Consider the following 22,132-nt stretch of genomic DNA (forward strand, 5'->3'; position numbering starts at 1 on the left):
GCTTTTAACTTCGCCACCGTCCGCGGCAAAAACAACCTGGGCGTTCATCAAGCCCAAATAAATCGCAGTAGCTCCAGTAGTTGCTAACGCTTTTACTTTGCTGAACTTCATGTTATTCCTCCTTCCTATCGTCTTCTGATGTTCGTAATTGAATTTGTTCTGCTTGCGTTTCTTCTGGTTCACGCTGATAGAACTTGTTCAATTGTTCCTCGGCAATTTGCTGGCTTGGTAACGGATCAGTGGCTAATTTGACGCGACCATTTTCACTTGTGGCTAAGTAGTATTCTTTTTCAGACTGACCAAGTTCTTGCGTTTCCAAAACATGTAGATTATGTTCGTAACGTCCTAATGCGTTATCAACTTCCAACCCATAAAAACCAAGAAAGCCTTCTAAAAAACTTTCACCAAAAAAGGTCATTTCATTTTTAATTTGCTTATATTGATGAGTTGGCTTATCACTAACTAGCTTTTCAGTTTTTTTGGCGTTCTTGCTGTCTTGATGACGATTAAACCAACTACTGATTTTTAATGGGTCGGTCTTAATCTGACGCTTAACGGTATTTTTGATTAATGCTTTCCGTACCTCGTCAATTGGTTTACCTTCCTGTTTCAATCGGTCTTGTAACTTGTCTTGATCCGCCAATTCTTGTTCGTCTTTAACCACGATAGCTTTCTGGCCATTATGAATTAGCTTGCCATTAATGCCCTGCCAGCTTTCTACTTTCATTGGATCACCTCCTTATATTGTTTGTTGGGTTAGAAATATTAAACAACTAGCTTTCCCCTAACCCGCCCGGTAAAATGGATTGTTAGGAGGGTGACACCTAGAAGTTGCGATTCTAGGTGCTGATCCCCGTTAGCACTACTATTGCTGACGAGGACGCCCTCTTTTTTTATGTGATCTCTGATCCATTCAATTCCTTGTGCTGATATTAGTTTGCTTTTGCCACCCTCCATAATCATATTTTTGGGTACTTCGCCCTTATGACGGCGTAGCCATAAACTTACATAAGAACGACTGCGGCCTAACTTTTGGCTAGCTTGACCAAGGTTATACCATTCTTCTTTTGACACATCTTTTACCCTCCTTTCTTTAACCTATGGCTCTATTATATCGCTAAATGTACTCATTGTGTTCATTTAATTTTACATTTAGATTACAAGTGCATGCCCCCATCTTCATGCCGGTTTCGAGTTTGGTGTTGCCGTTGCTTTTTCGTCATTTCCCACTCGGTTTCTTTCAGTCCACGTTCTTGCTTTTGCCGTTGGTAATCTTCATCACGAGCATATAGAACAGTCATGATCGCATCACTAAAGGCCGTCTTTAAGTAATAGGCTGGACTAACTGGCTTATAATTTAGCGGTTGATAATGCCCCATATTTGCTTTTCTGTACTGGTCGTCCTTGGCTTGTTGCCCTTTTAACTGCTTTTGGATTTTCTCGATCTGACTGTTCTTAATCGTCGGATCGGCTTTGCATTCGCCAAAAAAGAGTTGTTTAGTGCCATCATGCTTTAAAACCCGTTGTAAGTGATGATTTTCTAACTGATCTAAGCTAAGCTGTCCCGATAAATAAGCTAGTCCTTGTTGATGTTCTTGGGGACTGAACACCTGTGGTGGATTTGCTTGCCACTGTTCAATTGTTTCAGCCTGACATGGCTTTAAAGCAGGATCATAGTACATCACGGCTGTATAGGCTTGTTCCTGTTTAGTCATTGGTAATTCATCTAAATCGCCTTTGGGAAAGGCCCTTTTCAATACTTCATGGTATTGCGTTTTAATGACTTGCTTAACGGCCATGATTGTTCGCAATTCTTTGACTGCGCGAGTAATCTTTTGCTGCTCGGTTGGTGAATACTTTTCTAGTAGACCTTGATCAACGTGTTCTAGACTTTCTAAGCTATCATCATGAATCATCAGCGTATATTTAAGCTCGATTTTGACTTCCTTTTCTTGTTGCATTAATAACTTAAAACCAACGTATGGCCGCTTAGTAAAGGTCAATAATTGTTGGGTCAACAAATCATCACGAATGTTCATTAAACGTTCGTTTAATTCACTACCCTTGAAAACTGTTTGTTCGCTATCGGTTTCCTTAATTAATTCCCGTCGTTCAGCCGCGGTTGTCTGTTCAAAATCAAGCTCTGGATAAAGTTTTTTAGTCGTGCGATCAACCACTTTATTTAAGAGTTCATCTGCTTTTTTGAGTGAGCTTTCTTGTTGGTTAATCGTCAATAATTGCTTAGTGACATCTTCACCAACAGCGTGCTTAATTAAGGTACTGTTTTTCCAATTAAATAGCATGCGCCGCTTATCATCTAAACTTTCCAAACTAATATAAGTTTTCAGTTCGTGGCTTAACTCTTTGACCACTTTTTTCTCGTTAAACGAGAAGTGTTTACTTAGGCTATCTAAATGACCTCTATTAATTACTTTTTCTTGGTTATTTTATAGCCAGCTTTGGACTTACGATAGTTCTTAACTTGTTGGTTAAATTCTTTTCTTTCATGCCGCTTACTATTGATTCCCTCATGTTGAGTTGGTGTATCATCTATTCCCTCCTCGATAAATGATTTTTCGCTGATCCGATCGGGAATATTTTTTTGCTCTAAAACTTGATTTACACTAACCGCCCAATTGTGCCGCCATTGATTGATTTTTTCTTTTTTATCCCAATCAACCAACCAAATTTTTCGGTTTCTCACATTCCCTGCAGGGGTCTTAGTTTTTATTACCATGACTATCTAAAATGTATTCGTTTTTGTTTTCTGTCCCCAAGTACCATCGGGGTTAAATGGGCGATTGGTTAACATCACATGAGCGTGCGGATTACCTGGGTGGTCGCGATGAATTGCCACGTCGGCTACCATGCCCTCATCAACAAAATTTTCTTGCACATATTTTGTCAGTAATTCTTTCTGTTCGGATTCACTTAATTCTACCGGTAAAGCCACGTTAAACTCTTTTGCATACCGTGAGTTTGATTTACGATCTTTCTTTTCAACTTCATTCCACAACTGCTCTCGATCACTCGCCCATTCAGGTGAATTTTTTGGCGTCAAAATAAAGCTTTCTGGCATGATCGATCGGGCATAAAAATAGTGGCGACCTTCCTTATCATCAAATAGCTTTTCACCACTTCGATAAGCGGCACTGGCAATCGCACTTCGTCCTTTACCAGCACTAATATTACTAAAACTCATATGAAAAATTGCCATGTCGGTCACCACCTTTCTTGAGTTTATGGGTTTGACTTGTTGTCGCCATCGGCGACTTCTAATACAGGTTTAATGGGTTTAGCACAACGTCATCAAAGATGACGTGTAAGTGCGCATTGACCTCGTTTCACTCGGTCTTCTGATTCTCTTATCTTTAACTTAGTGTATGCCTTCCGCTTCGCTATTTCAACTTTTATACTTTGACTTAACGTTTCCCTATGATATAGTGTCGGTGATTATTTCTAATATGATTGGAGGGATCGTTATGTCTCAAAGTAACTTAGAAAAACAAGAATCTAAATTAAAAGCCCTTAATCAAAAAATTAAGGACGAAAAAATAAGATTGAACAACGGCTAGGTAAACAAATCATCAGTCAAGCCAATTTAGATTATGCTAATTTGTCTAACGATCAGATTAAGCTTTTAGCCAAGCAATTTTCTGAATTTTTAAAGGTAAAGTCCGTAGATCATTAGCCATACGAGATGGGGAAATTCCATGTCTAATCAATATGAAAAACTAGTCGAGCAGCAAGCGCGTTTAAAACAAAAAATTGAGCGAGAAGATTTTAAATTACGACAATCTAAATACTATGAAAATCGGCAAGCCCGCAAAGCCCGTTCTCGCCGATTAATTCAAAAAGGGGCTTTGCTCGAAAAATACTTTCAAGCTGATAACCTCTCGGTCGAACAAACCGAAGAACTTTTAAAAATATTTGCTGACTATGTTAACGCCCATAAACCGGATAAATTAAAAAACGATCAACCTAATAACTAGGCCGATCGTTTTTATTTTCTGGATCATTTTTAGGCTTTACTTCTGGGTTTTGATCTGCAAAATTTTGTAACTGCTTTTGCACCTTTTCTGGATAAGTAATATTTTGGTTTATCCAAGGAAAATGCCTCAAATCGTTCTTAAAAACTTGTCCCTTCTCTCTTGCATAAACAGAGGTAAACTTTTCGCTATTATCATAGATCATGACCTTATCAGATTTAAAGGCCACTAATGGCAAATTATGTTTGGATTGCTGATAACGTTTCTTGATCGTTGCTACTGGAACACCGTGGCCACCTTTTTGTACCCGTTCGTTGACCCTTTGGATAGCTAAATTTTCATCTCGCAAAGCAACATATAATAAAGTCACTTCAAAGCCATTTTTGTGAGCTTTGTCAATCAAATTGAGTTGAGCTTTGCCTCTACCTGCCAGTGTTGTTTCTACGTGAATACTTTGCTGGTGATCTAAAGCATAGTGTAGTTGTTTGATTTCTTCTTTCATGGCTTTTAAGTTGTCACTATCTTTATGCCAATCGCCACCCATTTGTCTTAAAAGTTCATCAGCGTTAATCCGTTTTGTTTTGTCAAACAAGATGGGAAATGTATCGTATAGCGTACTTTTTCCTGCTCCGTTAATACCAGCAACAATTATATATTGGGGTTTATCTATCAACGGACAAAGTCCTTTCGCTTAATAACCTCATCTTGCCTTTTATCTAAAAAGTAGGTATATAAAGCGTCATATACTTTGCGCTTTTCTGGATCTGGCTCATGTAATGACTTATCAAGTAAATCTTTTAAATCAGTTTCTTTGGCAATTTCAAAAAAGTCATTAATTGTGATTGTATCTTTCATGTTCATCACACTTCCCAGTTATTAATTTATTTAATCTGATAAGCCATTAGTCCTCATCTGGATCATTGAGCCAATCAGCGACTTCTTTAGCGTCTTTGAACTCTGTTACTGGTGTCTCTTTGGTAGCCTTTAAAAGGCTTAAATTAGCTCTTTCGGCTTCGCTCAGGGCTGGTTTAAACGGTAATGCTGCGTCAGCTACGATCCGCTTATAAAACATATTGATCGCGGTAGTTGGGTTTAGACCTAACTGGCTTAAAACGGCTTCGGTATTATCTGCCAATTCTTTGTCAATCTGGACTTGTACGCGTTTCTTTTCCTTAACTGCCATGATTTTCTCGCCCCCCTTTATTACTACTCACATTATACTAATCTTTGAGTACCATCTCAATTAGTCTGCTTCTTTAAAAGTTGTGAATTTAAGTTTGCTGTCCTTTCCGCAATGGCACTTATACAACGTTCCTAAAGTGCCCGTAAGCGCATTTTAAAACTCGTTTAATATAATTATGCTCTATCTGTTTAAAACAGCTTAAATGGCCTTATATAGCTTTTTAGTTTTAAGCACGCTCATCGTTAGGGTGTTTGGCCGCATATTCTCTAGCCGCTTGTTTATTCCACCAAACGCCAAATAGGTTTTGCATGGTGCCGTACAAGTAGTTTTCCACGTTCTTGATGTGCTTCTCATTGCTTCTAAGGGCGTTAAAGTAGCGTCTCAAGGCTTTAGTCATCAAAGGCTTCAGTTCCTCATCATCAAGTGGAATTATGACGCCAATGTCCTGATGATCCTTTTCAACTCGATATTTAGCATTCAAGATGATACCAATAAACCGGCGCATTTGTTGCGGGGTACGGCACCAAAAACTAAGTAGTTGCACAGCTTCGGGTTCTAAGAAAACCGGTAAGCCACTGTCTTCATCAGTTAAGAAGTCATTAGCATGGGTCACCAAATCTCGGTTTTGGGTTTCTAGTTCTGCTGGTGAAAAATGGGCTGTGGAAAAGTCCAACTTTTGAGTATCTATATTGTATCTATTAGTATCTAAATTATTAGTATAGTCTAGATCTTGTCTCTTTTTGAGAAGTCCGCTTGTACCAAGGGATTCAGACGTATCAGAAACGGTATCATGCGGGTTTCTCTTTTTGAGAAGTCCGCTTGTACCAAGGGGTTCAACGGTATCATGCGGGTTTCTCTTTTGAGAAGTCCGCTTGTACCAAGGGGTTCAGGCGATTTTAATGGCTCTCGCTTAATATAAACGTCTTTTGCTGTTACTTCCAAATCTGCCAAATATAATCTATTTGGTTCGTTTTTGCCTGATCTTGGATTAAACCCCATATGTTTTTGATACAAAAGGTTCGCGTCCATTAATTCGTGTTTAATCTTATTGATTTTATTATTTGACCAGTTTCGTAAATCTTTTAGTTCATTGTTTGTGTATATGAAATATACGTTGTTATTTTCGTCAACCCAATTATTGCTTAGTGAGTAACTTAGACGATCGCGTAACACCGAATAAAGTAAAATGGCACTATCGCTAAGATCCTTATATTTTTCCCCTTGGAGTAAGATCTGCGGCAAAGCGTAAAACTTTACTTCATAGGCCCTTTTAGCATTTGTAAAGTTGAAGTTTGATTGATCCATAATAAAAGCTCCCTTTCTTAACTGACACACGTCGTCTTAAAGAGAGTTGCTAAAACATCTGACTTGTTTTAAAATACAAATCTGATATGCTTTAACTGAATTACAAAGCGAACATTGGACGTGATCGGCTTTGTAAATTCACCGGCATGTGTCTATTCTGGGTTGCCCATACGGCAACTTTTTTTAATTTCTAACAACAAAAATGGACTAAATAGCATTGGTTAGCCACTTAGCCCATTGGATTCAATTTGTTTTTAACTATCCTTCACTTGTCCCATAGGACTGGTTTGCGGTATAATTAACCTACAAATTAAGAACAATGTTCAGACGATTTTAACTTGGCGGTCTAAATCGTCTGAATCTAAGTAGCTCGCTATTAGCTACTTGCTAAACCTAAAATCCCCGATTCCTCGTGAATCGGGGATTTTTCTGTTTAGCTTGATCTATTTATTCGGTTGTTAAATTAATCTTAGTCTAGCATAGCGCTTACCTACAGGCAACCGTATTTGGTTTAGTGCACTTTACTAGTTTTTACCTAATCACAAATTAATCAAGCGAACAAATTGCGTATTTACTTGTTTGATTAATTATTTATTTATTTAACTGCTAAATTGCATCTATGATTGAAGCTAAGAATTCTGAACGATTTTTAAATCCGTTTTTTCGGGCAGCCGTATCCATTTTTTTAAGTTGACTTTCAGTAATTGAGAAGGTCACAGATCGCTTACGCTCTACTTCCTTTCGGCTGATATTTTTCAAAAATGCGACTGCATCTTTCTTGTTGTCTTTCAATGTAGTTTCGTAACTTTCTCTCATTTCTTCGTCTTTTTTATGGTTGAATGAATCTAAACTCATAATCTAACTCTCCTTACTTGGTTTTATTTGCTAATTCTTGAAAAAGATGATCGGCGTGTTCTATGAACTTTTGATTTTGCTTTAAAATGGATTCATCATGATTGGCTAATTCAAATATTGAAGCGTGCCTTGCAGTAGCTTTATTAAAGAGCTCTCTTTCAGGAATTATAGTTGCGACTGTTTCATCGCCTTCTATGTGTTTTAGCAAATCGCGAGACATGCTTGTATTATGTCTAATCATATTACCGATAAAGAAAAGCTTTGCGTCAACGTAAGTTTCGCCAGTTCGATAGTCAAAAAGTGATTTTCTGAATTTTTCGAGTCGTGTTTCTAGGTCAAACTTGGCATTGTAGCCATGTTCACTGGGTGTAATGGGACTAAGCAGGTAATTACTGATAGCAATAGCGTTTTTAGTGATGGTGCTAAAATCTGGGTGCGTATCAATTAAGATATAGTCATAGTCGGTTAAGCTTAATGAATCGGAGTTGTTTTTAAACCACATGAACAACATCATTTCTTTGTTACTGTTATTTTCTAGATAACTTCCTAAAACATCTAGGTCTATAAAACCGGCTATTAAATCTAGATTCGGTCCGACACTGTCAATTTTTACTTTTTGAGCATTGTCATTTTCTTTAAACGCTTCAGCGATGGTATTGTTTCGTCGTGTTTTTTCAAAAACGGTTGTTAAATTGCACTGATGGTCTAAATCTATTAATAGAACCTTCTTACCATGTTTGGCTAACCAATCACCATAATTTAAAGTCAAGGTTGTTTTACCAACACCACCCTTGATAGCAGTAAAAGTAATAATCTTCATCTTGATACCTCCTTCATCTAGCTTAATTATATCATTAGTAGACAAATAAATAAACAAACAATTTATTAAATAATTAAGCTGACAATTAACTCATTTTTAAAGCTCATTTTTAAAGATTCTATATTTTTTGCGATATCTGATAAAGGTCGTCCGTTTAATCCCTGTATTACGGGCAACATCTACATCACTCATGCCTGCCTGATAAAGTTTAAAAGCATGTTGCAAGCGGGGATCGTCTTGGGTGTATTGGGGTTTGCGTCCATGATATTTGCCCTGCTGCTTGGCCAGAGAAATCCCTTGTTGTTGACGCTCAATGATCCGCTTACGCTCACTTTCAGCCTGGTACTTATACAGTTCAATAATGAGATTGGTCATGAGTTGACGTAAATTGGGGTCAGCAATCCCCGTCATGGACGGTAAATTCAACACATCTAGGGTGGCACCCTTATTTTGAATGGAGTTCATGATCTGAGTTAAATCCTGGTTGTTTCTGCCTAAGCGATCTAGTTCAGTGACCAGGACAATATCACCCTCACGAATATAGGCCAGCATTTTTTGCAGTTCTGGCCGATTAGTGTTAGCCCCACTTAATTTATCCGTAAATAATTTATCAACGTCTTTTAAAGCCGCTAACTGTCGATCTAAATGTTGCTCCTTGGAACTCACACGCGCATAACCGATTTTAGCCATTTCCAGTTCTCCTTTTGGACAGTTCTAATGAACATTTGTAATTCCTAGTATAGCACAGAATCAAAAAAGGCCACTAGGGTATAGCAGAGCGGACCACTTGAAACTTCTAACTCCACTAAAATCCGAGAAATGACCAAGAAAAATGACAACTCTTCGAATATTGTTACTTCAAATTAAAATCAAAAATGATTACCTTAAAAATTGAGGTTTTTTAATTAAAATAATATTATTTTATGCTGTGTTATCCGCAATTCTAAATCTGGATCATAGTGATATTTGATAGCTTTGTAGCAGTATGTAAATAAAATTATTATTCTGATAAAGGCAAGCAACGATTGACAATTCTGAGCGTTATTTTTCGAATCATGGCGTTTTTATATTACAATGATCCTAGAAAAAGTAAAGTTATGGAGGCGATTAGATGAGTGATTTGGATCAGACAAACAGCTATCGATACGTCATTGTTGGTGGCGGAGTGGTTGCTGGCTATGCCGTCAAGGGAATTCGACAGGAAGATTCAGAGGGTGAGATCTTAATTATTTCGCAAGAGGCGGATGTCCCATATGAACGACCGGCACTGAGTAAAAAACTATGGCTAGATGATGAATTTACTGAAGAGAACATTCAGATTGGTGCTGAAAATTATCCCAATGTGACTTTTAAGTTCAAGACAACGGTTACGGCTATTAATCGGCAAGATAAGGTCATTACATTGGACGATAGTGAGCAAATCAAGTATGAACAGCTATTGCTAGCAACTGGCGGAGAACCTAGACAAATCCAGGGACCTTCTGATCCACATGTGCTAGTCTTTAGACAGTGGTCAGATTATCGCAAGTTACGTAAATTTAGTGGTCCGAACAAGCGAGTTGTGATCATTGGTGGTGGATATGTTGGTACAGAGCTCGCATCGTCACTGACCCAAAATGAGACTGAAGTTACGATGATTTTTCCAGAAAAAGCGCTGGGTGAGGGTAAATTTCCTGAGCCTATTCGGACTGAGTATGAAGCCACGTTCAAACGCAATGGTGTCACACTGATGAGTGGTCAGTTTGTCCAATCATATCAACGCCAAGGTGACCACTTGACTCTATTGACAAAGGATGGTACGGTGATCGCAGCCGATACGATCATTGTTGGGTTAGGCGTTACGCCGCGGATTAGTTTAGCTGAAGACAGTTGTTTGGATTTAGCTGATGGTGGTGTGAAAGTTAATGAGTATCTCAATACTAGTGACCCAGCCATCTGGTCTGCTGGAGATATTGCCTCTTATCCAGATCACATCTTGGGTCGGCAACGGATTGAGCACGTGGACCATGCCCGACTTTCTGGTGAATTAGTTGGCCGTAATATGGCAGGTGCTCACATGAGCTATCAGCATACCCCATACTTCTATTCCATGATTTTTTATATTTCCTGGCAAGCAATCGGTAATATTGATCCTAAATTGCAATTGATTTTTGATCGGCGAACGCATGGATCGCTTGTCTATTTCATAGATACCGATAAGTTAGTTGGTGTTTTAGTTTGGAATGTTAAGGTGAATCTTGATGATGTTCGCGCATTGCTTGCGAACGCTCCAGCTACAGATGATCTGGTGGGCTCCATTCGAGAGAAGAAAGCTTAGTATCTGGATGAGATATCGGTGAATCATTGCGTCATCACTAATGTACTTTAGAACAAAATGGCCATCATTAACGATGGCTCAGTAGCAAATAAAAACTAGCCTTGAGTCATTTTAAAGTGCATGAAGTGCAACACAAAAGTTAGACAAAATTGAATATTTTTAAACTGCTAAGGCATGTTCCCTGTATTCGCAGGGAGTCATGCCTTTTGTTTTCGGCTGTTCGTCAAATCAAGTTGATGGCGGTTCAAGTTAACAGTTAGACCATAAATGGTCTAGCTGTTTTTTTATTTGGCTGATGAGCTTGCTCGAAGCCAAAACATTTGAATATTTATACATTCAGTAAAGTTGTTCCAACTACGATATCCATAGGCACTACTTTTTATCTTTTTTGTTCTTCCAATGATTCCCTCTAAAAATCCGTTGGAATATTTAAGCTTCAGTGCATTTAATACTTGTTTACGATATTTTCTTAATGATGTCATTGTTTGATCCATAGCGGTATTGAGTGGATGATAATTGAGTAGTATCTGATTCATTGTATCAGTATCGCCTGTTCTAATAGCCTTTAAAATATCTTGATATACTTCGTAGGACTTGGCGAAACCTTCGTCCAAATCTAAACACTTTGTGATTAAATTTAGATCCGTTTCATAATAACCAACACTGTACTGATACTTAGGGTTTATCTTTTCGATGGAATCGAATGATTCCAAGAATTTTTTCCAATCTCTCTTCATGAACAAGTATTCTTTATTTCTTTTAGGCATTCGTTTCATTACCTGTATTCTAGTTGAATTGAGAGAACGATTCATCATCTGAACGATATGAAATCTATCAACAACGACTTTGGCCTTTGGAAACAACTTTGGTACTAAATTAATGTATCCGGCATTTAAATCCAAAGAAATAGTTTTTACCTGTCTTCTGACTTTCAAAGGAAATCGACTGAAGTATTTACTGATTTGATATGAAGTTCTTCTGGGCAAGATATCACCCGTACGATGATTATCGCTATCTAACCAAATAAAGCTCATTTTGTCAGTAGACATAAATTCATCAAATGCCATGTGCTTAGGAAGATGTTCAGGAAGTGATTTCTTGTGCATCTTGGCTTCTTCATCGATGATACGTTGAACGGTCTTATCGGAGACGTTAAAACGTCTGCCGATATCCTTCAATGATGTATTAAAAGCAGTTTCTGATAAGATCATTTGTCTAACAGGTTGTGCGATTTGACAATATTCCCAAACATAACTAGTTTTGGCTACAAAGATAGAGTTACAAGATTTACATTTATACTTTTGACGTTTCAGACTTATATACGTTGGACGTAATGATAATGATGGAACGACTATCATATTTTTATTAAATCCATTCTTAACTAAGTGGCCTGCAAGGCCACAGTTAAGACAACGGTCAATCTGTTTAGTTAGCATTGCAAAATAGACTAAGGACTTGATGCCATTAACTAACATAAATTTTGGGTCTTCAGTAAAGATAATATTCTCATCTTTCATTTCAAGAGCGTTTCGTATAGACTTATTACTTAGGGACATCATTCAAATTCCTTTCATTGTGAAGCTGTAGAGGGTAGAACATCTAAAGGTATGGATGGTGTCTTTTTGATGTTCTAAAATAGTTTTATTAATAAATGGTATACAAAAATAGAGTTGATGGCAAAATGCCTATCAACTCTATTTATCGTACAGCCGTTTTTTTGTGAGAGCGTAAAATATCTTGTGTAAATGCATAAAAGATTTCTGAATTGTATAGAAATAGGGAATGCCTTCCCTTATGATATTTAGTAACCACAGAAAACATCACAGGAGGCATTCCCCATGAATGAACTTACCACAGAAATTATCGCTGCACTAGCCCAAAAGCAAGATTTGGACGAAGTTTTTCGTCACCACCTCGAAATTGCGATTAACCAGCTGCTTCAAACCGAATTGGCAGAGTTTTTGGGTTACGAACGCTACTCATACGCTGGGATTAACACTGGTAATAACCGCAACGGCAGTTATGAGCGCTCGTTTGATACGAAGTACGGCCAACTTAACTTAACCATTCCTCGAGATCGCAATGGCCGGTTTGAAAATCATACCTTGCCAGCCTACGGTCGGCACAGTGATAATTTAGAAACAACGGTCATTCAGTTGTATACCAAGGAAATTACCACTGCTGAAATTGCCGAACTCATTGAGAAAATGTACGGTGCTCACTACTCCAAAGCCACGGTTTCCAACATGACTAAAGCCGTCAATGAACAGGTTCAAGCTTTCCAGCAACGTCGACTGGCTTCACAATATGTGGCCATCTTCTTAGATGCCACTTACTTGCAGTTAAAGCGGGATACCGTTCAAAAAGAAGCCGTTCATATTGCGATTGGCATTCGTCCAGATGGTACGAAAGAAGTGCTGAACTACCAAGTGGCGCCAACGGAATCGACTGGAATCTGGACTGAACTGCTGGGAACCTTGATCAAGCAGGGCGTTAAAGATGTGCTGTTGTTTGTGGCCGATGGGTTAGTTGGTTTGGATGAAGGCTTGAATCGGCATTTCCCTAAAGCCAAACGACAACGTTGCCTGGTTCATGTTGGGCGGAATCTGATGAACAAAGTTCGCGTAAAAGACCGCAAGGCCGTGATCAGTGACTTTAAACAAGTTCATCGGGCCGCCAACCGTGAAGCAGCCGAACTGAAACTGAATGAGTTCGCCAACAACTGGCATCAGACCTATCCCAAATTAATCAAAGATCTGCTTAAAATGCCGAATTTACTCACTTTCATGGACTTTCCACCAGCTATCCGGCAATCACTATACTCCACTAACCTGATTGAGAACTTTAATAAGCATCTCAAGCGCACCACCCACCACAAAGAACAATTTCCAACGGAAGATTCACTGGATCGCTTCCTGGTTTCTCAGTTTAATGTTTATAACGAGAAGTCTCTGAAGCGGATCCACCGAGGGTTCAAAGGACTCCAGGACATCTTGGAAGCATCATTTATTTAAGTTAGATACATATTATATGTACGAAGGCATTTCATTTACACAAGATTCTTGACGCTACCTTTCAATGGAACTGGTGGTCAAAATCGCATTGTAGTTGCCATGCCCCAAGCTGGTTTTACGCGGGCCTTTTTGTAAAATATATTGAACAACTTGGTTAATATGTTCATCGGTCTCAAAGTCAGCCGGAGTTAAATACGTTTCTTCCAAGTCCTTGACTGACATCGCTTGAATCTTGGCTTGAATTTTTGCTTCATCAGCTGTACTCAGCAGGCGGCCTTGCTTATCGCGACGTGCTTTGACGCGCTGGGTTTCTTTCTCGAGGGCCCGGGTTATTAACGTATCTTTGCCAATTGTTGTTACATGTTCGACGTTAAACGGTAACACGGCTTGGTCCTCTAAGGCATCTCGCAAGTTATAAACGTGACAGACTTTACCAAATAGCTCCTCAGTCGTGACCGCTAGATCACCCTTGAGCTGTTTCTTATTTTCATTAAAGATGGGGGTGCCGGTGTAACCATACCAATTACTATTGACAAACGCTGCCCGAATTTCCTTTTGCATCTTACCAAATTGCGACCGGTGGGCTTCATCAACAAAGAAGATCACCCGTTGCTTTAAAGTCTTACTAAAGCGGGATTGCTTACCGGTTGCCAGCTGGGCTTGCGTTTTTTTGACCGCCCGATGGAGCTTTTGAATCGAGGTGACCAAGACCTTACCGTCATTTTGTTGCAACTTACGCATTAAATCACCGGTATTTTGGGCTTCGTTAATGGCAATATCGTCATTGGCAGCATAGGCACTAAAGTTGCTAGTTGTCTGTTCATCTAAATCCCGCCGGTCAACTAAAAAGATGACCTTATCGACACCAGGATCTTGCGCAGCTAATTTAGCGGTTTTATATGAGGTGAGTGTTTTACCAGAACCCGTGGTATGCCAAACAAAGCCATCTTGATGGTCATGAATTCGGTGCATCACGGCTTCAATCGCATAAATCTGATAAGGCCGTAAGAGAATTAAGCTCTGACGTTCTTGGTCGATGACCGTATATTCACTGACCATTTTGTGGGCCATGGGAATATTAAGGACTTGGCGCGTAAACGCTAAGCCGTTTTCCACGGGGTGATTATCCCGCGTTCGCCAATTGAACAAAAAGGCTTTATTGAAATGATCCGGTTCGGCATTCGCAAAATACGCCGTACTATCCGGCGTCATAATCACAAACATTTGCAACAGCGAGTAAATTCCCGTATATTTACCTTCCTGTGCGTATTTTTCAATTTGATTAAAAGCCTGGTTAAGTTCGACCGTGGCTTTTTTTAGTTCCAATTGAATTAAGGGTAACCCATTAATTAATAAGGTTACGTCAAAACGGCGATCAGGATCGACATCTTGAGTACCAGCTAACCGTGGTCGCACTGCTTGCCGTACCACTTCATAACTAGATTTACCGCCAGCAACGTCCGCTTTCCAAAACAACTCGAGCGTCACCGTGCCCAGCTTAGCATCATCACGTTCAACTTCAACTTTGCCAATGCCATTTTCGGCGGCTAGTAACTTAGCTGCTTCGTAAGGTGTCCGGACCTCAATCGCCCGTTTAACCTGATTAAATTCGGTATCAGTTAAAGGGTGTCCCTGCAATTTAGCATAATTATTGTTATTTAATTTATCACGAAAATTAGCCCATAATTGATCCGGCGTCGCACCATACAGGTCTTTGCGTTCCACCCATTGATTGCTTCCAGTCGTTAAGGTTTTAACAACTTCTTTTTCAAATGACAGTTCCAACATAAAAACATTCCTTCCCCCACCTTTAAATTACTCACTAGTTTATTATACGCGAACAGATTAGCGTTTAGGCTTCATAATTTAATATAGCTAGGATACAAATAAAGCCAAATAGACAAGCATCAAAAAAACGGAAGGTTAATTATTAAGAAGCTGTCCAAGATCTATGATTTTTGATATACTTCTATGTAAAAAGCGAGTTTAAGCTATGAAAAATTATCCCAGCAATACTACTCGGCAACAATTTGAATTAATTCGACCAGCTTTAGAAAATTTTCGTAAGCGAACTAAGCCTCGAAAATATGACCTCTACGAGGTCTTCTGTGCGGTCCTATATGTCTTGAAAACCGGTTGCCAATGGCGTCAAGTCCCCGGTGATTTCCCAGAATGGCGGTCAGTTTACAACTATTACAAAATTTGGTCAACTAAAGCTGAGCCTACGGCTGATTCTTTATTGGAACAAGTTTTAAAAAAATTGTCATTGCTCGGCGAACTTACCAAGGACGTTCAGCTTTAACTTCCTTTATTATCGTTGACGCTCAGAGCGTCAAAAACACCGCTACTGCTGAAAACAAAGGTTACGACGCTGGTAAGAAAATCTCGGGGATTAAGCGCCATCTGGCAGTTGATATCAATGGCTTTCCGCAGGCCATTCACATGACGCGAGCGAACGTCTCTGATCGAGACGGGGCCAGTGCAATGATCGCTTTACATGCCATGCATTTACGCCAGGTTCAAAATGTCTTAGTTGATGGTGGTTATTCAGGCGTTAATTTTCAGCTCGATGTAGCCAGTAATTTAAACGCAACCGTGCAGGTTGCGAAGCGCAATGAGTTGCATCGATTCGAAGTCATGCCCCAACGTTGGGTAGTCGAACGATCTTTTAGTTGGCTAGAGAATTGTCGGCGACTTTGGAAAAATTGTGAGCGTCAATTAACCACCAGTCTGCAAATGGTCGTTTTAGCGTTTTTAGCACTATTACTTAAGAGATTTTAGACAGCTTCTTAGAAATTGCTTTTAGTTTAAAACTTTCGTTGATAAAGAAATTGCAAATTGAATCTGGTTTTGTTGAGACGCGTTTACCAGTCTGGCGTTTGATCCCAGCAAGTAAATAGAACTTCTGGTGATGTCTGACTACTTTGCCAACATAGACGATTCGAGTTTGCTTTGCCTCGCGTTTTGTTAATGCTTTATCTGCGATATTGATTAGCTTGGTTTGAGTTTGGGGTGCTAATTGTTGGTTAGACTGAGTGTCGGAATTTGTTTTACTTGCGAGTACAGTTAGGGTACCTGCGATGATTAACAGGGCAATTGCCCAGATTGAAAATATCAGCTTTTTCATTATTGACTCTCCAAAAAATAATAGACCCTTAGTTTATTATTTTGGGTCTAAACTTTCTGGTATTGGTGAAAGCCAATGCCAGTTTTTTATTGTCTTCTTTTGGGCATACAAAAAGGACCTCACAGTCCAATGTTATGATTTAAGCAACCAAACCAAATCGTACAAAGGAGATACTGTGATGCCCCAATTAAATTCTATCTTAAATCTTCTAAATATAACAGACACAAATATCGATATCTTAAATTCAAATGACAAAGTGATATTCCGTGGCAGTCAAAAGCTCCATATCAAGGTCATCGAAGGAAGATTATCGTATCGCTTGAAGAAATGTCCTAATTGCGGGTTCGATTGCTTGATCAAGAACGGAGCTAGAGAAACCAATGTCCGCTTAGGCAGCCTCAACGGTTCCGAATATCATTTGAAACTCTGGAAGCAGCGCTATTTGTGTAGATCATGTAAAACGACTTGTGGAGCACATACTAACCTGGTAGAAAAGAATCAATCAATGTCTCGTCAAATAGATCAACTGATCATACTTTTGGCAAAACAATCCTTTACCTTCAAATCCATCGCTATGATGCTGGGGATATCTGCTAGCACAGTCGCCAGAAAGATATATGGCAGACTTCAATTACCTAAAAGAGCACGTTTACTACCAAAGAATATCTGCATCGATGAGTTCAGGTCTGCCAATCATTTGTTTTCTTTTATAGCTTGCGATGCAGACTCTCACCAAATGATCACCCTTTTGCCCAATCGTCTTTCGATGAAGATAATCGAACACTTTAAAAGAGAGTATTCATTATCTGAGAGACAACAAGTCGAATCAGTCTCGATAGACCTGAATGCCAATTATCAAGGTGTCATAAGAAGATTATTCCCAAACGCAAAGATAATCGTTGATAGATTCCATATCGTTCAACTGGTCGGAAGAGCGCTGGATAAAGCACGTTTGTCTGTACTGAATAGTCTCAGTGACAAAAAGTCTCGTGAATACAAAGCTCTTAAAAGCCAATGGCGGATGTTCCACTTATTTGATGATGAATTGGATCAAGCCAACATTAGATATATCTTTGGTATCAACGAGTATATGACTCAACAGAATCTTGTAGACATTGGTCTTGATGCCGATCCAGTATTCAAAGATGTATACCAGACTTACCAGAACGTTCTACGTTCAATAAAATCTAAGGACCCTGAATTGCTTAAGCAAACATTGCAAGAATATAAAAACAATGGGAGCTCAATGGATACTGCTATAACCACTTTTAAGAACAACTACAAATATCTAGTCAACAGCTGCGAATTGCCATATTCCAATGGTCCTCTTGAAGGATTGATTGGAAAGATCAAAAAGCTTAAACATAACTGCTATGGGTTCCGGAATCTCCATAACTTCTTTGTGAGGATCAGACTTATCATCGCATAAAAAAACCACACCATAAATGGTGTGGTAAATGCTCTAAAAAGTCTCACCAATACGATTTGACTTAGAGCCATTATTTTTTGGTGGTTTTCGCAAGTCATCAAAAAGCTCACAGAACAGCCCCGTTTAGGCGTGCTCTGTGAGCTTTTCGATTAATAAGTTGTTGCTTCCAATAAGGCTGGTGATTGTGGTTCTTCTTGTTTAAGAACAACCACCTGACTGTTAATCTTTAAGGCACGAGAGATAATTCGGTTGATGTCATTGTATAGGTGGTCATCGACGCTATTGGATAGGTTACCAACGTTAACAATCAGCTTGTTTAGTTGGTTTGTATCAATTGCTTGGTCAATTTCAGCTGTGTCAGTTAATACCCGCTTGTTATTAATGGCAGCAACATCGTCAGTGATTGTTTCAACCTCTTGTTCACTGATTTCGTTGCTAGTGGTCTTTTCAATTTGGGCATTTGTTAAGTCCGTTGGGGATTTGCTAATTTGAATTTCAGATAGAGACAGCTTTTCTGAAATTCGTTTGAATAATGCCAGATTTTTAGGTAATCCCATTAAGACGATTGGAACAGTTAAGTCAATAGTTTCAACCAGATACTTATTGATTTCGCGGTAGTAACGCTCTAAATCAATCTGTTTTTCCTTGCTTGTTTCATTGTGGCCATGGAAAGTTGTTGAACCACCTTGACCAGTAAAGTTAAGTTCACCACCACGTTTTTCTGATCCTAATGTTTCCACTAGGTCGGTTGGGGCGTCTGCATCTAATTTCACGGGTGCAACTGTTTTATCAACAATTTTGAATAGTCTGAATGATGTTCCCTCTAACGCTAACAAGTAATACATCTTGTTTGGTTGCTCACGTAAAATAGATAGTAAGTCGGGAGATTTGCTAATTGTTAACTTTACTTCGTCAACAGTTGTCCGTGGTAAAACGAACAACTCTAAAGTATTACCTTGAATGAATAACGTTATCCCTTGGTATGGTAGGTTCTGATCAATCAAGTTGTCTACCTGACGTTCAAGCTCTTTATAGTTTAATTCAGGGTGTTCCATAGAATATTTTTTAATTTCTGTAAGCGCACTCTTTAAGTGCAGACGCTCATCTTGTTGGTATTTTAATTTATTTAAATTAATACTCAAGGTGAGTACATCTTCATTCGGAGTCAGTGTCTTCAGCAAATTTTTCAGTGTAATTAGTTTTGTCATTTATGTCACGCTCCCTTTGTTTGTATAACTTTATTATAACAAAAAAGTGAGTAGGGAGGGTCAAATGAGTCTGATGCCTACCGTAGCAACTTTCCATTAAGCACCTTGATTTGATTCGAAACGTTTATTTAGCTTCCGCTCGCTATATTCCATTAAGGATGTGGGGTCAATGTCGTATTGACTACAAATTATCAGTACTTGGTCAATGACGTCTGCAAGTTCTTCGTTTAAGTTATCAAACTTTTCATAGGTTGATAGCTTGCGCTCACCTGGATGATCGCGACCGAATTCAATTGAACGGATTGCTCTTGACAGTTCACCAACCTCTTCGGTCAAATAATTTAGCCTAACTGGAGGAGTGTACTTATACCAATCTCGTTGTTTGTAAAAGTCTACTAACCAATTTTCATGATCTTTTAAATTCATCCACAATTCCTCCGTGATATTATTATCGTAGTGCTTTTAATTATATGATTGTGGATTGAAGTCAATATTTGAGACAGATTTTAAGAGACATTCAGAACCGCGTTTACCTTCCACAGCTCAAATAAATCATTAATCGCGATTAATAACTTATTTGAACCCTGGAAAGCATTAAATCAGGCGGCCATTTGGCTCGTAAGTGTTGCAATTTCAACTTGTAAGGGGGTCTGGTAGCCCAGTGAACTATGAATTCTCTTCCTATTTTAGAAAGCATGCACATATTCAAAAAGGACGGCAGCGGCAGTTTCATAATCTTCAAAGACCGGCACTGGATAAACACATTCCTTTTTGAGGGAAGCGTGAAAGGATTCCATTGGCGCATTATCATACGGACAACCCTTACGGCTGTATGAGTGGCGGATATGTAGTTCAGTTAAACGTTGATTGTAATCATCGCTGGTATACTGTGATCCTAAATCCGTATGGATAATCAGGTCCCCAGTAATGGTTCGATTTTTAACCGCGCTTTCAAGGGTCTTTAAGACTAAATCAGTAGCCATCTTTTTTGAGAACGAATAGCCGATAATCCGTCGTGAGTGCAGGTCCATGATGGTTGATAAGTAACACCAGCCATTACGCTTCGTTTGAATATAGGTCATATCAGCGGTCCATTTTTGATTTAAACAAGTGGTTGAGAAATCCTGCTTAAGCAAGTTGGGACGCTGTTCAACCTTGGTTTTGGAAGCCGAAGCCGCTTTCCACTTATTGACGGTAACGGAGTGGATATCCAGTTCCTTCATGAGCCGGGAAATCCGTCGTGGACTGCACCAAAGCTGCAGTGGTTGAAGTTCCAGATTCAATTCATGGTGGATCTTCATAACACCGTATCGCTGCTTAAATTCCGCAAAGATCCGCAGAATCCGTTGTTTCAAGTCTGCATCTTCGGCCCGGCGTTTTGAAGGTTTGGGGGATCGATAACGATAATACTGAGCTCTGGAAACACCGAGGATTCGGCACATCTTGGTTACCTGGTGGTGATGGCTTTCTTGGTGAATGTAATCAAAGATATTGGTTACTTCTGCGCAAGGAAGCCCAGGGCTTTTTTTAGGATTTCGTTCTCCTCAGACAGGGAAGCCAGCCGCTTTTCCATCGCTTTAATTTCGTCTGGCGATTTACCGGATTGAGTTTTGGCTTGGCCCTGGATCCACTTATGAACTGTTGAATAGCCAATGCCATATTCTCTGGCCAGTTGGGCAGCTGATTCGCCTTGCTTATATAGTTTGATGATGTTTTGTTTGAATTCTTTGTCGTAACGAGTTGGCATGTAAAAATTCCTTCCTTTTGAGAGACGATTTATTCATTATACCCTCTCTTAAAAGTTGTCTCAGGAATCAGCTTACATCCAACCGAAAATATCAATCTTTTTTGTTGCGAAAAGTGTACCACCCAATAAGACACCGCTCACAATGAGGGTACTAGCGATCATAAATTTAAAAACAGCTTTTAATGCATCCATAGTTACTCACCTGCTTTCTAGGATCGTTTAACAACAAAGGAAACAATCAGAACTAAAATAACGGCACCGATAATTGACGGAATAAGTGCCATTCCGGCCAAACTCGGTCCCCAAGACCCCAGTAGTGCTTGACCGATGGCTGATCCAATTAAGCCAGCTACAATATTAGCGATCCAACCCATCGATTGGCCGTTGTTCGTAATTGCGCCCGCCAAGGCACCGATGACGGAGCCAACAATAATTGCCCAAATAAAGCCCATGATAAATTCCTCCTAACGTGATGATGGTTATTTGTTACTGACCTAAGTTCAAGTATCAATGAAATGACTGGACACTGACAAGCTGGATATAGTTAAAAGGTAGATTGCAAATTTAATCCGAATTTTTTGACAAATTGGTCAGCATGACCTGATAAGGTGTTTGCCAGTCAAGTATTTTAAGCGGTCGCTGGTTAATTTGGAGTAACGTCGTCGTTAAATCTTGAGCACTAATGTGCTCAAAATAAGTCCCTTTAGGATAAAAAATAGCGTAAATTCCGATTAAAGCGTTCATTACTGCCGCGCTCAGCTGGCGTATAAGCATGGCAGTAATAGGTCTTAATACCGTATTGTGCTTCAAGTGATACTAGACCGCTAAACTCAGTGCCACGGTCCACCGTAAAACTATGCACCGGGCCATTAAAAGTTGCTAGAAACTTAGTTAGGGCTTCATTAACAGTTACTGCTGTCCGGCTTTTTAATCGGTAGGCCCAAAGGAAACGTGATTTGCGATCGATTAAGGTTAATAAAACTGCCTTACTATGCCCACGGGGGCCAACAATTGTATCTAATTCAAAATCACCGATGCGATTACGTCGATTAACCACGATGGGTCGCTGTTCAATTGACCGTCCTAATGATTGATTATATTTAGAACGTTGGTGGCTCTACGTCAACTGGTGTTGAAG

At 39.3% G+C, this 22,132-nt stretch carries 21 protein-coding genes and 6 pseudogenes; 6 read left to right on the forward strand and 21 right to left on the reverse strand.

Annotation, left to right across the window (positions count from 1 at the left end; genetic code table 11):
• The 5 genes and pseudogenes from LA20249_RS11255 to mobQ all read right to left on the reverse strand — a co-directional run.
• A pseudogene (locus tag LA20249_RS11255) lies at positions 1-111 on the reverse strand (CagC family type IV secretion system protein); the annotation flags it as partial.
• 1 nt (position 112) lies between these two features.
• Positions 113-727: a hypothetical protein gene (locus tag LA20249_RS11260; RefSeq protein WP_020967646.1), complete on the reverse strand. Its 615-nt coding sequence runs from the start codon at positions 725-727 to the stop codon at positions 113-115.
• A 38-nt stretch (positions 728-765) separates the two neighbouring features.
• Positions 766-1,074, reverse strand: a complete 309-nt coding sequence (locus LA20249_RS11265; protein ID WP_082272744.1) for a hypothetical protein — start codon at positions 1,072-1,074, stop codon at positions 766-768.
• An 83-nt stretch (positions 1,075-1,157) separates the two neighbouring features.
• A complete protein-coding gene (locus LA20249_RS12105; RefSeq protein WP_418236102.1) occupies positions 1,158-2,372 on the reverse strand; it encodes a nicking enzyme TraA protein in 1,215 nt (404 codons plus the stop codon).
• Positions 2,373-2,428: 56 nt separating this feature from the next.
• Positions 2,429-3,217: pseudogene (gene mobQ / locus LA20249_RS12110) on the reverse strand (MobQ family relaxase).
• Positions 3,218-3,482: 265 nt separating this feature from the next.
• Here mobQ and LA20249_RS11275 point away from each other — a divergent pair.
• Positions 3,483-3,691 (forward strand): annotated as a pseudogene (locus tag LA20249_RS11275) (hypothetical protein).
• Positions 3,692-3,713: 22 nt separating this feature from the next.
• Complete coding sequence (locus LA20249_RS11280; protein WP_041095822.1) at positions 3,714-3,992, forward strand: hypothetical protein; 279 nt, start codon at positions 3,714-3,716, stop codon at positions 3,990-3,992.
• Here LA20249_RS11280 and LA20249_RS11285 read toward each other — a convergent pair.
• The 7 genes and pseudogenes from LA20249_RS11285 to LA20249_RS11315 form a co-directional block, all read right to left on the reverse strand.
• Positions 3,982-4,662: a zeta toxin family protein gene (locus LA20249_RS11285; protein WP_010012556.1), complete on the reverse strand. Its 681-nt coding sequence runs from the start codon at positions 4,660-4,662 to the stop codon at positions 3,982-3,984. The genes LA20249_RS11280 and LA20249_RS11285 overlap by 11 nt on opposite strands.
• A complete protein-coding gene (locus LA20249_RS11290; RefSeq protein ID WP_010620892.1) occupies positions 4,659-4,844 on the reverse strand; it encodes a hypothetical protein in 186 nt (61 codons plus the stop codon). Before LA20249_RS11290 ends, LA20249_RS11285 begins: the two co-directional genes overlap by 4 nt.
• A gap of 46 nt (positions 4,845-4,890) precedes the next feature.
• Positions 4,891-5,172: a type II toxin-antitoxin system RelB/DinJ family antitoxin gene (locus LA20249_RS11295; RefSeq protein WP_010014831.1), complete on the reverse strand. Its 282-nt coding sequence runs from the start codon at positions 5,170-5,172 to the stop codon at positions 4,891-4,893.
• A gap of 226 nt (positions 5,173-5,398) precedes the next feature.
• Positions 5,399-6,477: pseudogene (locus LA20249_RS11300) on the reverse strand (replication initiator protein A).
• 606 nt (positions 6,478-7,083) lie between these two features.
• Positions 7,084-7,332: a ribbon-helix-helix domain-containing protein gene (locus LA20249_RS11305; RefSeq protein WP_002825834.1), complete on the reverse strand. Its 249-nt coding sequence runs from the start codon at positions 7,330-7,332 to the stop codon at positions 7,084-7,086.
• Positions 7,333-7,345: 13 nt separating this feature from the next.
• Positions 7,346-8,152: a ParA family protein gene (locus tag LA20249_RS11310; RefSeq protein ID WP_010010267.1), complete on the reverse strand. Its 807-nt coding sequence runs from the start codon at positions 8,150-8,152 to the stop codon at positions 7,346-7,348.
• 96 nt (positions 8,153-8,248) lie between these two features.
• Complete coding sequence (locus LA20249_RS11315; protein WP_034528490.1) at positions 8,249-8,842, reverse strand: recombinase family protein; 594 nt, start codon at positions 8,840-8,842, stop codon at positions 8,249-8,251.
• A gap of 421 nt (positions 8,843-9,263) precedes the next feature.
• On the opposite strand from LA20249_RS11315, the gene LA20249_RS11320 reads away from it, so the two are divergent.
• Positions 9,264-10,469 carry an NAD(P)/FAD-dependent oxidoreductase gene (locus tag LA20249_RS11320; protein WP_057738166.1) on the forward strand — a complete coding sequence of 402 codons (1,206 nt, stop codon included), beginning with the start codon at positions 9,264-9,266 and terminating at the stop codon, positions 10,467-10,469.
• Positions 10,470-10,753: 284 nt separating this feature from the next.
• Here LA20249_RS11320 and LA20249_RS11325 read toward each other — a convergent pair whose 3' ends face one another.
• The gene (locus LA20249_RS11325; protein ID WP_057738193.1) at positions 10,754-12,025 is read right to left on the reverse strand and encodes an ISL3 family transposase; all 1,272 of its coding nucleotides are present in this window, start codon (positions 12,023-12,025) and stop codon (positions 10,754-10,756) included.
• Positions 12,026-12,307: 282 nt separating this feature from the next.
• Between LA20249_RS11325 and LA20249_RS11330 the strand changes: the two genes are divergently transcribed.
• On the forward strand, positions 12,308-13,483 hold the full coding sequence (locus LA20249_RS11330; protein ID WP_057738164.1) for an IS256 family transposase: 1,176 nt from the start codon (positions 12,308-12,310) through the stop codon (positions 13,481-13,483).
• Positions 13,484-13,543: 60 nt separating this feature from the next.
• On the opposite strand, the pseudogene LA20249_RS11335 reads toward LA20249_RS11330, so the two are convergent.
• Positions 13,544-15,271 (reverse strand): annotated as a pseudogene (locus LA20249_RS11335) (DEAD/DEAH box helicase family protein); the annotation flags it as partial.
• A 205-nt stretch (positions 15,272-15,476) separates the two neighbouring features.
• Here LA20249_RS11335 and LA20249_RS11340 point away from each other — a divergent pair.
• A protein-coding gene (locus LA20249_RS11340; RefSeq protein WP_101836923.1) for an IS5 family transposase occupies positions 15,477-16,264 on the forward strand; the annotation gives its coding sequence in 2 pieces (ribosomal slippage) (positions 15,477-15,735 and positions 15,735-16,264; 789 coding nt in all).
• On the opposite strand, the gene LA20249_RS11345 is transcribed toward LA20249_RS11340, so the two are convergent.
• A complete protein-coding gene (locus LA20249_RS11345; RefSeq protein WP_057738140.1) occupies positions 16,251-16,610 on the reverse strand; it encodes a hypothetical protein in 360 nt (119 codons plus the stop codon). The two genes, LA20249_RS11340 and LA20249_RS11345, sit on opposite strands and share 14 nt — an antisense overlap.
• 178 nt (positions 16,611-16,788) lie before the next feature.
• On the opposite strand from LA20249_RS11345, the gene LA20249_RS11350 reads away from it, so the two are divergent.
• Positions 16,789-18,039, forward strand: a complete 1,251-nt coding sequence (locus LA20249_RS11350) for an ISL3 family transposase (RefSeq protein WP_056945266.1) — start codon at positions 16,789-16,791, stop codon at positions 18,037-18,039.
• A gap of 149 nt (positions 18,040-18,188) precedes the next feature.
• Here the strand turns inward: LA20249_RS11350 and LA20249_RS11355 are convergent, their stop codons facing one another.
• The 6 genes and pseudogenes from LA20249_RS11355 to LA20249_RS11385 all read right to left on the reverse strand — a co-directional run.
• Positions 18,189-19,247 carry a baeRF6 domain-containing protein gene (locus tag LA20249_RS11355; protein WP_057738138.1) on the reverse strand — a complete coding sequence of 353 codons (1,059 nt, stop codon included), beginning with the start codon at positions 19,245-19,247 and terminating at the stop codon, positions 18,189-18,191.
• A 96-nt stretch (positions 19,248-19,343) separates the two neighbouring features.
• Positions 19,344-19,673, reverse strand: a complete 330-nt coding sequence (locus tag LA20249_RS11360) for a MazG nucleotide pyrophosphohydrolase domain-containing protein (protein ID WP_057738135.1) — start codon at positions 19,671-19,673, stop codon at positions 19,344-19,346.
• A gap of 260 nt (positions 19,674-19,933) precedes the next feature.
• The gene (locus tag LA20249_RS11365) at positions 19,934-20,737 is read right to left on the reverse strand and encodes an IS3 family transposase (RefSeq protein ID WP_101836924.1); all 804 of its coding nucleotides are present in this window, start codon (positions 20,735-20,737) and stop codon (positions 19,934-19,936) included.
• Positions 20,738-20,742: 5 nt separating this feature from the next.
• Positions 20,743-20,994, reverse strand: a complete 252-nt coding sequence (locus LA20249_RS11370; RefSeq protein WP_014081540.1) for an IS3 family transposase — start codon at positions 20,992-20,994, stop codon at positions 20,743-20,745.
• A 209-nt stretch (positions 20,995-21,203) separates the two neighbouring features.
• Positions 21,204-21,446, reverse strand: coding sequence for a GlsB/YeaQ/YmgE family stress response membrane protein (locus tag LA20249_RS11380; RefSeq protein ID WP_057738131.1), 243 nt, complete (start codon positions 21,444-21,446; stop codon positions 21,204-21,206).
• Between the two features lie 112 nt (positions 21,447-21,558).
• Positions 21,559-22,105: pseudogene (locus LA20249_RS11385) on the reverse strand (IS30 family transposase); the annotation flags it as partial.
• Positions 22,106-22,132 lie beyond the last annotated feature (27 nt).

The sequence above is a fragment of the Companilactobacillus alimentarius DSM 20249 genome, assembly GCF_002849895.1.
GTDB lineage: Bacteria > Bacillota > Bacilli > Lactobacillales > Lactobacillaceae > Companilactobacillus > Companilactobacillus alimentarius.